This window comes from Pseudomonas sp. Con_6 (genome assembly GCF_059379395.1).
In genome coordinates this window covers 4020271-4035332 of record NZ_CM182011.1, presented here as the reverse complement: position 1 = coordinate 4035332, position 15062 = coordinate 4020271, and the positions used below count along the sequence as shown (strand labels likewise).

General features: G+C 65.9%; 12 protein-coding genes. 2 read left to right on the top strand and 10 right to left on the bottom strand.

Annotated elements, in window-relative coordinates:
• Window positions 1-52 precede the first annotated feature (52 nt).
• From AC5QPF_RS17840 to AC5QPF_RS17825, 4 genes are read right to left on the bottom strand one after another with little or no spacing between them, the layout of a single operon-like run.
• Complete coding sequence (locus AC5QPF_RS17840) at window positions 53-2014, bottom strand: acetyl-CoA carboxylase biotin carboxylase subunit (protein WP_494959155.1); 1962 nt, start codon at window positions 2012-2014, stop codon at window positions 53-55.
• Complete coding sequence (locus AC5QPF_RS17835) at window positions 2011-2829, bottom strand: gamma-carboxygeranoyl-CoA hydratase (protein ID WP_494959154.1); 819 nt, start codon at window positions 2827-2829, stop codon at window positions 2011-2013. The genes AC5QPF_RS17840 and AC5QPF_RS17835 overlap by 4 nt, the downstream gene beginning before the upstream one ends.
• Before the next feature lie 4 nt (window positions 2830-2833).
• Window positions 2834-4438 carry a carboxyl transferase domain-containing protein gene (locus tag AC5QPF_RS17830; RefSeq protein ID WP_494959153.1) on the bottom strand — a complete coding sequence of 535 codons (1605 nt, stop codon included), beginning with the start codon at window positions 4436-4438 and terminating at the stop codon, window positions 2834-2836.
• Window positions 4439-4448: 10 nt separating this feature from the next.
• Window positions 4449-5612, bottom strand: a complete 1164-nt coding sequence (locus AC5QPF_RS17825) for an acyl-CoA dehydrogenase family protein (RefSeq protein ID WP_494959152.1) — start codon at window positions 5610-5612, stop codon at window positions 4449-4451.
• Between the two features lie 180 nt (window positions 5613-5792).
• Between AC5QPF_RS17825 and AC5QPF_RS17820 the strand changes: the two genes are divergently transcribed.
• Entirely contained in the window at window positions 5793-7466 is a 1674-nt protein-coding gene (locus AC5QPF_RS17820) for a fatty acid CoA ligase family protein (protein WP_494959151.1), read from the top strand.
• Between the two features lie 151 nt (window positions 7467-7617).
• Here AC5QPF_RS17820 and AC5QPF_RS17815 read toward each other — a convergent pair whose 3' ends face one another.
• The 6 genes from AC5QPF_RS17815 to AC5QPF_RS17790 all read right to left on the bottom strand — a co-directional run bounded on the left by AC5QPF_RS17815 (window position 7618) and on the right by AC5QPF_RS17790 (window position 14362).
• Window positions 7618-8937: a c-type cytochrome gene (locus tag AC5QPF_RS17815; RefSeq protein ID WP_494959150.1), complete on the bottom strand. Its 1320-nt coding sequence runs from the start codon at window positions 8935-8937 to the stop codon at window positions 7618-7620.
• 12 nt (window positions 8938-8949) lie between these two features.
• Window positions 8950-11181, bottom strand: a complete 2232-nt coding sequence (locus AC5QPF_RS17810; protein ID WP_494959149.1) for a molybdopterin cofactor-binding domain-containing protein — start codon at window positions 11179-11181, stop codon at window positions 8950-8952.
• Entirely contained in the window at window positions 11181-11639 is a 459-nt protein-coding gene (locus tag AC5QPF_RS17805; RefSeq protein ID WP_494959148.1) for a 2Fe-2S iron-sulfur cluster-binding protein, read from the bottom strand. The genes AC5QPF_RS17810 and AC5QPF_RS17805 overlap by 1 nt, the downstream gene beginning before the upstream one ends.
• Before the next feature lie 145 nt (window positions 11640-11784).
• Window positions 11785-12342 carry a GNAT family N-acetyltransferase gene (locus AC5QPF_RS17800; RefSeq protein WP_494959147.1) on the bottom strand — a complete coding sequence of 186 codons (558 nt, stop codon included), beginning with the start codon at window positions 12340-12342 and terminating at the stop codon, window positions 11785-11787.
• A 184-nt stretch (window positions 12343-12526) separates the two neighbouring features.
• The gene (locus tag AC5QPF_RS17795; RefSeq protein WP_494959146.1) at window positions 12527-12868 is read right to left on the bottom strand and encodes a carboxymuconolactone decarboxylase family protein; all 342 of its coding nucleotides are present in this window, start codon (window positions 12866-12868) and stop codon (window positions 12527-12529) included.
• Between the two features lie 96 nt (window positions 12869-12964).
• Window positions 12965-14362, bottom strand: a complete 1398-nt coding sequence (locus AC5QPF_RS17790) for an L-lactate permease (protein ID WP_494959145.1) — start codon at window positions 14360-14362, stop codon at window positions 12965-12967.
• 72 nt (window positions 14363-14434) lie between these two features.
• Here AC5QPF_RS17790 and AC5QPF_RS17785 point away from each other — a divergent pair, with 72 nt between their 5' ends.
• Entirely contained in the window at window positions 14435-14989 is a 555-nt protein-coding gene (locus AC5QPF_RS17785) for a cupin domain-containing protein (RefSeq protein ID WP_494959144.1), read from the top strand.
• The last annotated feature ends 73 nt before the right edge of the window (window positions 14990-15062 follow it).

Here is a 15062-nt window from a genome sequence, read left to right as displayed (position 1 = left end):
GGCGCCGTTTTCATTTATGGAAGCACTGCCGGATCGCAGTCAGTGGGGGCATTCAGCCCGCAGCGTCCTCCAGCGCCACCAGCACGCTTCCTTCGCTGACCATTTCACCCTCCTGGCAATACAGCGCCGCCACCGTCCCGGCATGGGGGGCGCGGATGCTGTGTTCCATCTTCATCGCTTCCAGCACCACCAGTTGAGTACCGGCCTCGACCACCTGCCCCGGCTCCACCAGCACCCGCACGATGCTGCCGTTCATGGGTGCGGTCAGCCCGCCCTGATGGCCGTGCCCGGCTTCCGCCTCGGCGATCGGGTCGTAGGCGGTGACCGCGTGCAGTTCGCCATCCCAGCGCAGGTACAGGGTGTCGCCCCGACGGATCGCCAGGTGCTGACGCCGCAGGCCGCTGTCATCCACCTGCAGTTGCTCGCCGTCGAGGAGGAAGGTCGACGCTGCGACCTGGTCCAGACTGAGGGCCTGCTGCTCGCCATTGCAGCTCAGGTGCAGGCTCACATGTGCCGGCACACCCGCCCGGAATCCCTGGCGCGAGACCCACGGCGAATGCACGTCGTCCTGACGCACCGTCGCCGGCAGACCTTGTACCCAGGCTTCCGCCGCCGCCTGCCAGAAACCGGCGGGCAGGGCGGCCGGGGCGGGCAGCAGGTCGTCGTGGTAGCGCGGGATGAAACCGGTATCCAGCTCCGCCGCCGCGAAGGCCGGGTGGGCGAGGATGCGCCGCAGGAAAGTGATGTTGGTCTTCACCCCGCCGATGGCGAATTCGTCGAGCATCGCCAGCAGGCGCAGGCGCGCCTGTTCGCGGTCTTCGCCCCAGGCGATCAGCTTGCCCAGCATCGGGTCGTAGAAGGGCGATACCTGGTCGCCCTCGGCGACCCCGCTGTCGACCCGCCGCCCGGCACCGGGCGCGCTTTCGCGGTACAGCGCCAGCCTGCCGGTGGCCGGCAGGAAGTCATTGGCCGGATCTTCCGCATACAGCCGCACCTCGATGGCATGGCCGTTCAACGGCACCTGCTCCTGGGTGATCGGCAGCGCTTCGCCGCGGGCGACGCGAATCTGCCAGGCCACCAGGTCGAGGCCGGTGATGGCCTCGGTGACCGGATGCTCCACCTGCAGGCGGGTGTTCATCTCCATGAAGAAGAATTCGCCACGGGCATCCAGGAGGAATTCCACAGTACCCGCGCCGACATAGCCGATGGCCTGTGCCGCGCGCACCGCCGCTTCACCCATGGCCTTGCGCAGTTCGACGCTGAGACCCGGCGCTGGCGCTTCTTCCACGACCTTCTGGTGCCGGCGCTGGATCGAGCAATCGCGCTCGTTGAGGTAGAGGCAGTTGCCGTGCTGGTCGGCGAACACCTGGATCTCCACGTGGCGCGGCTTGAGCACGTATTTTTCCACCAGCATCCGCGAGTCGCCGAAGGAGGATTGCGCCTCACGCTGGGCGGAGGCCAGGGCCTCGGCCAGCTGGCTTTCCTGCTCCACTACCTTCATGCCCTTGCCACCGCCACCGGCGGTGGCCTTGAGCAGCACCGGATAGCCGATCTTTTCGGCGGCGGCGCGGAAGGTTTCCAGATCCTGGGCTTCGCCGTGATAGCCGGGCACCAGTGGCACCCCGGCGGTCTCCATCAGGGCCTTGGCGGCCGACTTGCTGCCCATGGCCTCGATGGCGCTGGCCGGTGGGCCGAGGAAGATCAACCCGGCTTCTTCGATGGCGCGGGCAAAGCCGGCGTTTTCGGAGAGGAAACCGTAGCCGGGGTGGATGGCCTGGGCGCCACTGGCCCTGGCCGCGGCGATCAGTTTGTCGATGACCAGATAGCTCTGCGCCGGCTTGGCACCGCCGAGGTCGACGCGGATATCGGCTTCGCGGCTGTGCCGCGCTTCACGGTCCACCGCGCTGTGCACGGCGACTGTCGTCAGTCCAAGGGACTTGGCGGTGCGCATCACCCGGCAGGCGATCTCGCCGCGGTTGGCGACCAGCAGGGTGGTCAGCTCGGGACGGCTCATGGGCGGGGCTCCTTGGCGGATGGTTCGGCCTGCCAGGCCGGTTGGCGTTTTTCCAGGAAGGCGCGCAGCCCCTCCTGGCCTTCCGGACTGACGCGGATGCGGGCGATGGCATTCTCGCAGTAGCGGCGCAGGGCAGGGGTCAGCTCACCGGGACCGACCTCGCGCAGCAGTTCCTTGCTGGCGCGCATGGCCTGGGGGCTGTTCTGCAGCAGGGTGGCGATCCAGTCTTCGAGGCGCTCTTCCAGTTCCGCTACCGGGTAGCTTTCGGCGAGCAGGCCCAGTTCACGGGCACGGCTGCCGCTGAAGCGCTCGGCGGTCAGGGCATAGCGTCGCGCGGCGCGTTCGCCCATCGCTTGCACCACGAACGGGCTGATCACCGCCGGGGCCAGGCCGATGCGCACCTCCGACAGGCACAGCTGCGCATCGTCGGCACCGATGGCCATGTCGCAACAGGCGATCAGGCCGAGGGCGCCACCGAAGGCCGCGCCCTGGACCACGGCCAGGGTCGGCACCTTCAGGCGCGCCAGGTTGTACATCAGTTCCGCCAGTTCGCGAGCGTCGTCGAGGTTGCTCTGGAAGTCCAGCGCCGCGCTCTGCTGCATCCAGGCCAGGTCGGCACCGGCACTGAAGTGCCGGCCACGGCCACGCAGGATGACGAAGCGCAGGGCCGGGTCGCTGGCCAGCCGGTCGATGGCAACGACCAGCTCGCGAATCATCAGGGCATTGAACGCGTTGTTCTTGTCCGCGCGGCTCAGCCACAGGGTGGCAAAGCCGCGGGGATCCTTGATCAGTTCGAGGGTGCTGAAGTCGGTCATTCGATCACATCCGGAAAATGCCGAAGCGGGTCGCTTCGATCGGCGCGTTGAGGGCGGCGGACAGGGCCAGCCCGAGGACGTCGCGGGTCTGCGCCGGGTCGATGACGCCGTCGTCCCACAGGCGGGCACTGGAGTAGTAGGGATGACCCTGGTGTTCGTATTGGTCGAGGATCGGCTGTTTCAGCTTTGCCTCGTCCTCGGCGCTGAACGGCTGGCCGCTGCGCTCGCTCTGTTCGCGCTTGACCTGGGCCAGCACGCCGGCGGCCTGCTCGGCACCCATCACGCCGATCCGTGCGTTCGGCCACATCCACAGGAAGCGTGGGTCGTAGGCGCGGCCGCACATGCCGTAGTTGCCGGCACCGAAGCTGCCACCGATGATCACCGTGAACTTCGGCACCTTGGCGCAGGCGACTGCGGTGACCAGCTTGGCACCGTGCTTGGCGATGCCGCCGGCTTCGTATTTCTGCCCGACCATGAAGCCGGTGATGTTCTGCAGGAACAGCAGCGGGATGCCGCGCTGGCAGGCCAGTTCGATGAAGTGCGCGCCTTTCTGCGCGGCCTCGGCGAAGAGGATGCCGTTGTTGGCAAGGATGGCGATGGGGTAGCCGTGCAGGTGGGCGAAGCCGCACACCAGGGTGGTGCCGAACAAGGCCTTGAACTCATCGAAGACCGAGCCGTCCACCAGGCGGGCGATGATCTCGCGCACGTCGAAGGGCTGCTTGGCGTCGGTCGGGACCACGCCGTACAGCTCGTCGGCGCTGTACAACGGGGCGATCGGCGTGCGCACCTGCAATTCGCCCTGCTTGTGCCAATTGAGGTTGGCCACGCAGCGGCGGGCGATGGCCAGGGCGTGTTCGTCGTTGTCGGCATAGTGGTCGGCGACACCGCTGGTCTTGCAGTGCACGTCGGCGCCACCGAGCTCCTCGGCGCTGACCACCTCGCCGGTGGCGGCCTTCACCAGCGGCGGTCCGGCGAGGAAGATGGTGGCCTGCTGGCGGACCATGATGGTTTCGTCGGACATCGCCGGCACATAGGCCCCGCCAGCGGTGCACGAGCCCATGACCACGGCGATCTGCGGGATGCCTTGGGCACTCATGTTGGCCTGGTTGAAGAAGATCCGCCCGAAGTGCTCGCGGTCCGGGAACACCTCGTCCTGGCGCGGCAGGTTGGCGCCGCCGGAGTCCACCAGGTACAGGCAGGGCAGGCGGTTCTGCTGGGCGATGGCCTGGGCGCGCAGGTGCTTCTTCACCGTCAGCGGGTAGTAGGAGCCGCCTTTCACCGTGGCGTCGTTGGCCACGATCATGCACTCGACGCCTTCCACCCGGCCGATGCCGGCGATCACGCCGGCGGCAGGTACGTCCTCGCCGTAGACCTCATGGGCGGCCAGCTGGCCGATCTCCAGGAAAGGCGAGCCCGGATCGAGCAGGCGGTCGATGCGCTCGCGGGGCAGCAGCTTGCCGCGCGAGGTGTGGCGTTCCTGGGCCTTCGGCCCGCCGCCCTGGTGCACCCGGGCGAGCAGGGTGCGCAGGGCATTGACCTGCTCCAGCATGGCCGCGCTGTTCTGCGCGAAGTCCGGGGCGCGGGTGTTCAACTGGGATTTCAGGATCATCTCGGGCCCCTTAGCGCGTTTCGTTGAACAGCTCGCGACCGATCAGCATGCGGCGGATCTCGCTGGTGCCGGCGCCGATCTCGTAGAGCTTGGCGTCGCGCAGCAGGCGGCCGGCCGGGAATTCGTTGATGTAGCCGTTGCCGCCAAGGATCTGGATCGCTTCCAGGGCCATCTGGGTGGCGCGTTCGGCGGTGTAGAGAATCACCCCGGCCGCATCCTTGCGCGTGGTTTCAGCACGGTCGCAGGCCTGTGCCACGGCGTACAGGTAGGCGCGGCTGGCGTTGAGCTGGGTGTACATGTCGGCGATCTTGCCCTGGATCAACTGGAACTCGCCGATGCTCTGGCCGAACTGCTTGCGGTCGTGGATATAAGGCACCACCAGGTCCATGCACGATTGCATGATGCCGGTCGGGCCGCCGGCGAGGACCACGCGCTCGTAGTCCAGGCCGCTCATCAGCACCTTCACGCCACCGTTGAGCTTGCCGAGGATGTTCTCTTGCGGCACCTCGACGTTGTCGAAGAACAGCTCGCAGGTGTTGGAGCCGCGCATGCCCAGCTTGTCGAACTTGTTGCTGCGGCTGAAGCCTTTCCAGTCACGCTCGACGATGAATGCGGTGATGCCGTGGGGGCCCTTTTCCAGATCGGTCTTGGCGTAGATCACGTAGGTGTTGGCGTCAGGGCCGTTGGTGATCCAGGTCTTGCTGCCGTTGAGCACGAAATGGTCGCCGCGCTGTTCGGCACGCAGCTTCATCGACACCACGTCGGAGCCGGCATTCGGTTCGCTCATGGCCAGGGCGCCGATGTGCTCGCCGCTGATCAGCTTGGGCAGGTACTTGAGTTTCTGTTCGTGGGTGCCGTTGCGGTTGATCTGGTTGACGCAGAGGTTGGAGTGGGCGCCGTAGGACAGGGCCACTGAAGCCGAGCCGCGGCTGATTTCCTCCATCGCTACCACATGGGCCAGGTAGCCCAGGCCGGCGCCACCGTATTCCTCGCTGACGGTCACGCCGAGCAGGCCCATGTCGCCGAACTTGCGCCACATGTCGGCGGGGAACAGGTTGTCGTGGTCGATCTGGGCGGCGCGCGGTGCCAGCTCGGCGGCGACGAAGGTCTGCACCTGGTCGCGGAGCATGTCGATGGTTTCGCCCAGGGCGAAGTTCAGGGAGGGATACAGCATGCGGGCACCTTCTATTGTCAGTTCTTGGAGGGGTGGGGGCTTGGATATAACCTTTACGTTAACGTAAACCTGAGTTTCTGCACTGTCAATCATCACCATGACCTTTACGTTAACGTAAATTTAAGCCAGAGTAAGTCCGCCCCGATCAGCTCCCAAGAACAAACACAAACAGGGATCGCCATGAATCAACCGAGCTACACCCAGGGCCGCCAAGACAAGCCCTTGCTGGCCATGACCATCGGTCAGGCATTCGACCGCACGGTGGCGCGTTTCGCCGAGCGCGAGGCGCTGGTGGTCCGCCATCAGCAGCTGCGCTACACCTGGGCCGAACTGGCCGCGGCCGTCGACCTGCATGCCCGCGCCTTCATGGCCCTGGGCCTGAAGACCGGCGACCGCCTCGGCATCTGGGCACCCAACTGCGCGCAGTGGTGCATTGCCCAGTTCGCCAGCGCCAAGGCGGGGATCATCCTGGTCAACATCAACCCGGCCTACCGCACCAGCGAACTGGAATATGCCCTGAAACAATCTGGTTGCCAGTGGCTGGTCTGCGCCGGGGCGTTCAAGAGTTCGGACTACCACGGCATGATCGGCGAGTTGTTGCCGGAGCTCGCCCATCAGGCCCCGGGGCAGTTCAACTGCGAGCGTCTGCCGGACCTGCGCGGGGTCATCAGCCTGGCCGCCGAGCCGCCGACCGGCTTCCTCCCCTGGGATGGCCTGGCGGAGCATGCACAGAGGGTCAGCGTGGCGGAGTTCGACGCCCGCCAGCACAGCCTGCAGTTCGACCAGGCAGTGAACATCCAGTACACCTCTGGCACCACCGGCTTCCCCAAGGGTGCCACCCTCAGTCACTACAACATCCTCAACAACGGCTACATGGTCGGCGAAAGCCTCGGCCTGACCGAGCGCGACCGCCTGGTGATCCCGGTGCCGCTGTATCACTGTTTCGGTATGGTGATGGGCAACCTGGGTTGCATGACCCACGGCAGCACCATGATCTACCCCAACGATGCCTTCGACCCGGCGCTGACCCTGCAGGCAGTAGTCGAGGAGCGCGCCACCGCGCTGTATGGCGTGCCGACCATGTTCATCGCCGTGCTCGACCAGCCGCAGCGCGCCGACTACGACCTGTCCAGCCTGCGCACCGGGATCATGGCTGGCGCCACCTGCCCGATCGAGGTGATGCGCCGGGTCATCAATGAACTGCACATGAGCGAAGTGCAGATCGCCTACGGCATGACCGAGACCAGCCCGGTGTCGATGCAGACCAGCGCCGACGACGAACTGGAACTGCGCGTGACCAGCGTCGGACGCACCCAGCCGCAACTGGAAAGCAAGATCATCGACGAGCACGGCCGGGTGGTTCCGCGCGGGCAGATCGGCGAGTTGTGCACCCGTGGCTACAGCGTGATGCTCGGCTACTGGGGCAACCCGGCGGCGACAGCCGAGGCCATCGACCAGGCGGGCTGGATGCACACCGGCGACCTGGCGAGCATGGACGAGCAGGGCTACGTGTGCATCGCCGGGCGCAACAAGGACATGATCATCCGCGGTGGCGAAAACATTTATCCGCGGGAACTGGAGGAATTCTTCTTCACCCACCCGGCGGTGGCCGACGTGCAGGTGATCGGCATTCCCTGCGATCGCTATGGCGAGGAGATCGTCGCCTGGATCAAGTTTCACCCGGGGCACAGTGCGACTGCGCAGGAGCTGCAAGCGTGGTGCAAGAACCGAATCGCCCACTTCAAGACCCCGCGTCATTTCCGCTTCGTCGAGGAATTCCCGATGACGGTGACCGGGAAGATCCAGAAGTTCAGGATGCGCGAGATCAGTATCGAGGAACTGAAGCACGGCTGATTGTCATCAAGCGCTGCAAAACCTTGTGGGCCTCGGTTCGCACAAGGACCGCGTTGTACCAGGCAAATCCCACAGGCACTGCGCATGACTCAAGAAGTGCAGTGACCTTGTGGGAGCTTGAGATGCTCAGCAGCGCCCTCGATTTCTCTGCTCAGCGCATGCGCAGCACAATCGGACTCGGATTTGCCGGATCCGTCTTCTCGCGCAATTCCTTCACCGCTTCGACTGCCACCGCACCCCCGCGATTACCCCACGCGGTCCGCACGAAACTCAATACCTCGGCAATCTCCCGGTCGGTCAACTGTTCGCGAAATGCCGGCATCCGGTACGCATCGGGCACTCCGGCGGCAACCACCCGCTGCGAACCATTGAGGGTGATATTGATGCTGGAGGCATTCTCCCGCGCCATGGACGACGACGCCCCCGCCAGCGGTGGCATCCACTCGCGCTGCCCGCGGCCGTCAACCCCATGGCAGGACGCACAGCGCACTGCATAGGTATGTGCCCCGGGCGCATCGGCCTTGGCGTCCTGGTACTGCCACGGCGGCCCGTCTCGCTGCGGATCCCCCGGCAACGATTTCAGGTAACGGGCAATCGCCGCCAGGTCGTCGTCGCTCATGAACTGCGTGGAGTTGTTGAACGCCTCGGTCATCGAGCCGAATACCACCGCATGCACGTTACGCCCGGTCTTCAGGAACTGGGCGATCTCGCCCTCGCTCCAGCGTCCCAGCCCGGTATTCGGATCGGCGCGCAGGCTCGGCGCGTACCAGCCATCCAGTAGCGCGCCGGCCAGGTAGGCGGGCTTGCTGCCGTCCAGGGCCTTCTCGTTGAATGCCAGCCCGCGTGGCGTGTGGCAACTGCCACAGTGTCCCGGCCCTTCGACGATGTAGGCACCCCGGTTCCACAGCGGATCCTGGCCGGGTTTGTCGGCATGCACGCCCGGCTCGGTGAACAGCCCATTCCACAGCGCGATCGGCCAGCGCATGTTCAACGGCCACGGAATCTCTCCCGGCACGTTCGCTTGCGCCGAGGGCTTCACGCCCTTGCTGAAGAAGGCATACAACGCCCGGATATCGTCGTCGCTGAGCTTGGCATAGGACGGGTAGGGCATGGCCGGATACAGCCGGGCACCATCCGCGCGTACGCCATGGCGCACGGCACGGTCAAAGTCGGCGAGGCTGTAGTTGCCGATGCCATGCTCGCGATCCGGGGTGATATTGGTGGCGAAGATCCCGCCCAGCGGTGTGTCCATCTTCAACCCGCCGGCGAACGGCGGGCCGTCCGGCAGGCTGTGGCAGGCCACGCAGTCGGCGAGGCGGGCGACATATTCGCCGCGTTGCACCAGTTGCGCATCGGTTTCGATCGAGTCCTGGGCGAACGGCGAGGCTGGCGTGCGGGTTACGTACCAGGCCAGGACGGCGGCGAACAGCAGGCAGAGCACGGCCAGCGTGCCCAGTCGTCTTGCAGTCATCGGAGACCTTCCTTAGCTGAAGCTGTAGCGCGACAGGGGCATGCTGCGGATACGCTGGCCGGTCAGGTGGGCCACGGCATTGGCCACCGCCGGCGCGGTGGCCGGTAGCGGCGGTTCGCCGATGCCGCCCATCTTGGCGCCGCTCTCGACGATCTTCACATGCACCCGGGCCATGCGTGACGCCGGCAGGATCGGGTAGAGGTCGTAGTTGCGCGCCCGCGGCTTGCCGTCGATATACACCGCTTCCTCCAGCAGGGCCTGGGACAGTCCGAGGGACACTGCGCCATTGACCTGTGCCTCGATGATCGCCGGATTGACGATGCTGCCGGGGTCGATGGCCTGCCAGATATCGTGCACACGCACCTGGCCGTGCTCGATGGAAACCTCGGCGATCACCGCCGCCTCCGAACCGAACGGCGAAGCCATGGCTACGCCGCGGGCGCGCCGGCTGCCGTCTTCAGCGACGAAGGGCCCGCGCTTCCAGCCGCCGGACAGCTCGCCCACCGCCTGCAACAGAGTGGTCAGGCGCGGGTTGTCGCGCAGCAGTTTCAGGCGCAGCTCGAAGGGATCGTGCTTGCCCTGGTCGGCCAGTTCGTCGAGGAAGGCTTCGTAGAAGAAGTCGTTCATCGAATTGCCCACCGAACGCCAATAGCCCAGCATCGCCGGGCCCTTGACGTAAATCTGCGCGACGCGCCGGTTGGCGATGGCGTAGGACTTGCCGGCCAGGCCCTCGGTCGCCGTCGGGTCGAGCTTGTCACCCTGCTTGCCGGCAATCGCCTCGGTCGGGCCTTCGGTGGCGCTGACCGCTTCCAGTGCGATGGGCAGGCCGTCCTGGTCGAGGGCGGCGCGGAACTTGACCACGGCCATGGGACGCATGGCGTCGCGCAGGAATTCCTCCTCGCGGCTCCAGATCAGTTTGATCGGGCGCCCGGTGGCCTTGGCCAGCTCGACGGCTTGCGGGTAGGGGTTGGCGCTGTCGTAGAGGAAGTGACGGCCAAAGAAGCCGCCGAGCAGCGGCGAATGCAGGGTGATCTTTTCCACGTCCAGGCCGGTGCGCCGGGCGATATCGGCGCGGAACATGTCCGGTGCCTGGTTCGGCAACCAGACGTCCAGGCTGCCGTCCGGATTGAAGCGGGCGGTGGCCGAGGGCGGTTCGAGCTGGGCGTGGTTGAGGAACTGGTTGTGGTAGGTGGCTTCGACCTTGGTCGTCGCGCTGCTCCAGGCACTGGCGAAATCGCCTTCTTTTTCCGCATCGCGACCCGGGCCCGGCTCGTTGGCCAGGCGCTCGCGGAAGCCGTCGCTGGAGAAGTCCGCCGGCATCGGGCGCACCTTGGTGTCGGCTGCGGGTTCCTGCCAGTCGACCTGCAAGGCTTCCGCCGCGCGTTTTGCATGCCACCAGCGCTCGGCGACCACCGCCATCGCGCCGGGCAAGCGGTGCACCGAGTGCACGCCCTTCATGGCCTTGACCTGCTCCTCATTGCGCACGCTGCCCACCGTCATGCCCAGGCGCGGCGCGTGCTGCACGGCGGCGTGGAGCATGCCGTCGACCTTGATGTCGATGCTGTAGACGGCCTTGCCGGTGGACTTGTCGTAGGCATCGACACGCTTGACCGGCTTGCCGATCCAGCGGAACTGGCCCGGATCGCGCAGCGTGATGCTGTCGGCATCCGGTACCGGCAGGTCCAGGGCGCGCCGGGCCAGCTCGCCGTAGCCGATAGAGCGACCCGACGAGGCATGGATCACTCGACCAGGTTCGGTGCCCAGTTCGCTCACCGGTACCTTCAGTTGCTCGCTGGCCGCCTGCAGCAGCATGGCCCGGGCCAGGGCGCCGAGCTTGCGCATGGTCGGGTAGCTGGTGCGTACCGACATGCTGCCGCCGGTGATGCGCATGCCATTGTCCATCACCACGAAGGGCGGGCCGGGCGGGGCGGCTTCGACGAGGAAGGTTGCGGGATCGACATCCAGCTCCTCCCCGACGATCTGCGCCATGGCGGTGAACACGCCCTGGCCGCCTTCCATGAACGAGCAGAGCAGGCGCACGCTGCCATCCGGGCGAATTTCCAGCATCGCCGGGACCTGGATCGAGCCAGCAGCAGCGGTGCTGGCGGCTTCGACCCTGCTGATACCCAGCGCAATGCCGCAGCCGAGCACCAGCGCGCCGACGGCGGCGCCGGCACTGGCCAGCAGGAAGCCTCGGCGGGAGAGGTTGACGGGGGCCCCTAGGGGCAGGCTGTCCTGGTTCATCACGCAGCCCCCTCGGTAGTGGCGACCTCGTGCACGGCGGCGCGGATCGCGTTGTAGGTACCGCAGCGGCACAGGTTGACCATGGCAGCCTCGATCTCGCTGTCGTTCGGATGGGCGTTGTGCTTGAGCAGGGCGGTGGCCGCCATCACCTGGCCGGATTGGCAGTAGCCGCACTGGGCGACCTGATGCTTGACCCACGCCTCGACCACGCGCTTGCCCACGGCATCAGCCTCGACCGCCTCGATGGTGGTGATCTCGCGCCCGGCCACGGCTGATACCGGCGTGACGCAGGAGCGTATGACATTGCCCTCCACCAGCACCGAACAGGCGCCGCACTGGGCCAGGCCGCAGCCGTATTTGGTTCCGGTCATGCCGAGGTCGTCGCGGATCACCCAGAGCAGGGGCGTGTCCGGGTCGGCGTCGACCGCGTAGGTCTGTTGATTGATTCGCAGGTCCATGGGGCTCACCAAGGTCATCGGTCGGTTGTGGTCGGGCGTTTCTTGAATGGTTGTCGCGCGACATGGCGCGCGGCCCGTCAGGAAACGCTAGCACAAGGGGGACGGATGACCGGGCTGATGTGCCCGATGGTCTGGAACGGGCGGCTCAGCGCCCGCGACGACGGGAAACCACGGCTTCGATGTTCTTGCGGCCGATCAGCCTGGGCTGCTCCGGCTCGCCCAGCCACTTGTACATCACCAGGCAGTCGACCAGGCCGAGGCGGCCATGGCGGTAGGCCTTGGGCAGGCGGCCGACGGTTTCGAAGCCGAGCTTGTGCCACAGGGCCACGGCGATTTCGTTGGTGGCTACTACCGAGTTGAACTGCAGGGCCAGGAAGCCCGAGGCGCGGGCCAGTTGCTGGGAGTGTTCGCACATGGTACGGGCGATACCACGACCGCGGGCGGCTTCGCCGACCATGTAGCCGCAGTTGCCGACATGGCTGCCGGGGCCGGCGGCGTTGGCCTTGAGGTAGTAGGCGCCGAGCAGTTCGCCGTTAGCCTCGGCGACCATCGTGTGCACCGGGATGTCGAGCCACAGATGGCGTGCCTGTTCCAGGGACATGGCCGGGTCGTAGGCGTAGGTTTCCCGGGCCGCGATGATGGCCTGGAAGGTGGGCCAGAAACGGTCGAAATCGGCGGCGGTCATCGGGCGGATCTGCAGCATGGGGAGCCTTGGTGAAGAAGGGGAGAGGTGCATTCTAGGAGATTGGCCAGGTGCTGGCACCACCGGCTCTAAAGAACACCGGTAAGCCCTGTGGGAGCGGGTTCACCCGCGATTGCGCCGGTGAATTCACTACCGCTATCGCGGGTGAACCCGCTCCCACAGGGTCCGAGGTGGTCCTGACTTCTTACTCGGCCTTGCCCACCGCATCCAGCGCCCGGGCCGAGTACACCAGCGCCGCCCCGGCATTCATCGCCACCGCCACGCCCAGCGCCTCGGCGATTTCCTCGCGGGTCGCGCCATGCTTCACCGCTTCCTTCGAGTGCACGGCAATGCAACCGTCGCAACGGGTGGTGACCGCCACCGCCAGGGAAATCAGCTCGCGGGTCTTGGCGTCCAGATGATTGGTCTTGGCTCCCGCGCCGCTGGCGGTCGCGTAGCCGGCGACGGTGTCGGGAGAGAGGTGCTTGAGGTCGCCGATCCCGGCCATCAGCTGCTTACGGTAACCATCCCAGTCCATCATGCTCATCGTGTTCACCTTGTTGGTTTGCGATAAATCGAACAGTGAAGCTAGTCGCTTGGCCGGCACCTCGCCAATGGTCGTTGGACCTGAGCCGCTAGTGCTTTAGAACCATTGGCCCGCCAGCACATTGACCAGCGCCATCAAGCTGGCGCTGCACACTACCACGATGATGGCCAAACGCTGTACCCAGCGCCGCTGCGGACCCGTGTCGCCCGCCAGTTGCAAGGCCATCTCGATCTTGCCCGGCGAGGCGAGGATGGAAATCGCCGCAGCAACGTTGTGGGTAGCCATGAACAGCAGCAGGTTGGTGCCCAGGGTGCGGGCGATTTCGGCCTGGGTCGCGGCAAACATGGCGTTGGAGCCACTGCTTGAACCGGTGACGAAGCCGCCCAGGGCGCCCACGAACGGAGCGATCGCCAGGTAGCCGCTGCCCATTTCCGCGAGGAGTCGCGCGAGGAAGGCCGCGGTACCGCTGACCGCCATCACGATGCCCATGACGATGAACAGCGCGGTTACCGGCGCCACCTGCAACCAGGATTTCCAGGCTCGTGCCATCGGCTCGGCCGGTGGACGTCCGGCGCAGAACCACAGCGCGGCCACGAACAGCCACAGCGCGGGCGAGGCGAGGTAATGCCAGGTTTCGGACAGTCCGCCGAAGCGCATCACGCTGCCAGCCAGCAATACGCCGCCCAGCAACACACCGTAGGCTTTCAATGCGCGACGCCCGATCGGCAGCAGCGACTCGCCGCGCCCGGTCCCGCGCAGCAGGTGCAGGCAGATGATCGCCACACTGCCCAAGGCGCCCGCTGGTGCCGTGCCAAATGCCAGGTTCGACAGAGCCACGGCAGTGCTCAGCAGTAACGCGGAGCCGAGTGCGAGCAGGAGTGCTCGTGGGCGTTCCTCAGGTGTACTGACCAACCAGGCCGCAACCCCGCCATTGATGGCGAAAGGCAGCAGGCTAAGCACCGCCGAAGCTACCCCCAGCTCATCGAAACGCAACCCGGCCAGGCTGGCGGCAATCATGGTGCCAGGCCCCATCGAACCCCAAGGGACGGCGCACAGGCCAAGCAGGCCGATCAGTGCGGCGTGACGCGGTGCCAGCCCCATGAACACCAGTAACGGAATGCCGATGGTGACGCCGATGCCGAAGCCGGTCACCGATTCGGCGAAAGGTGTGATGCCATGTACCACGAGCAGTACGGCGGCGACACCCGTACCGGTACGTCCCTTGATCCAGTTGGCCAGGGCCGCCTGGGCACCGGCGTGGCGCAGGACTTCCGACATCAGCAGGCCACCGCCGACGATCAGCACCACCTCCAGCACCAGTGGTAGCCATTTGATCAGCGCCACACCGATTTCCGCTGAACCCAGCGGAAAGGCAATAATGGCCGCCATCACGGCAGCCAGTACCCCGAGTAATGCGGCGTGCAAGGAACGGATACCCAGGCCCAGGGCCAGGATCGCGGAAAACACCGGGGACGCTGCAAGGAAGGCATTCATTTCACAGACTCGACGTTTGCTTTTTCGCAATTATATTTGCGGATAAGCAAATAACAAGATGCAAGGGACAGAATGAAAGACAAAGACGAGCAAACGGAACAGGACCTGTTCGGCGTCGCGGTGCGCCAGCGGCGTCTGCAACTAGGGGTGACCCTGGATCAGTTGGCGGAAAGCAGCGGTGTGTCGGCGGCGGCGTTGTCGCGCCTTGAGCGGGGGATGTTGAGTCCGAGCCTGCGCAATGCCCTGGCGATTGCCCGTGGGTTGGGTTGCGAATTGTCGGAGCTGATCGAGCAGGCACCCACCGAAGTGACCCGGGCGGGGGAGAATCTGCGCTTCGTCGACGAGGAGACCGGAATCGTCAGGCTGGCCCTGGCGCGGCCGGGGCCGGATCTGGAGTTGTTGTCCTATACCGTGCCGCCGGGGGCCTCATCGGCGAGGTTTTCACCGCACAAGAGCGGGTCGCGGGAGATCTTCCACATCATCAGCGGGACACTGGAGGTGCATGCCGGGGATCAGGTGGTGGTGCTGAATGAAGGGGATACGGCGACGGTGAAGGGGGATTGCGAGCACTGGTTCCGCAATGTGGGGGAGGAGGATGTGCGGATCTTGCTGACCATCTTCAAATAAGCGGTGACCCTATCGCGGGCAACGCCCGCTCCCACAATGCTCGCGGCGACACCGAACCCTGTGGGAGCGGGCG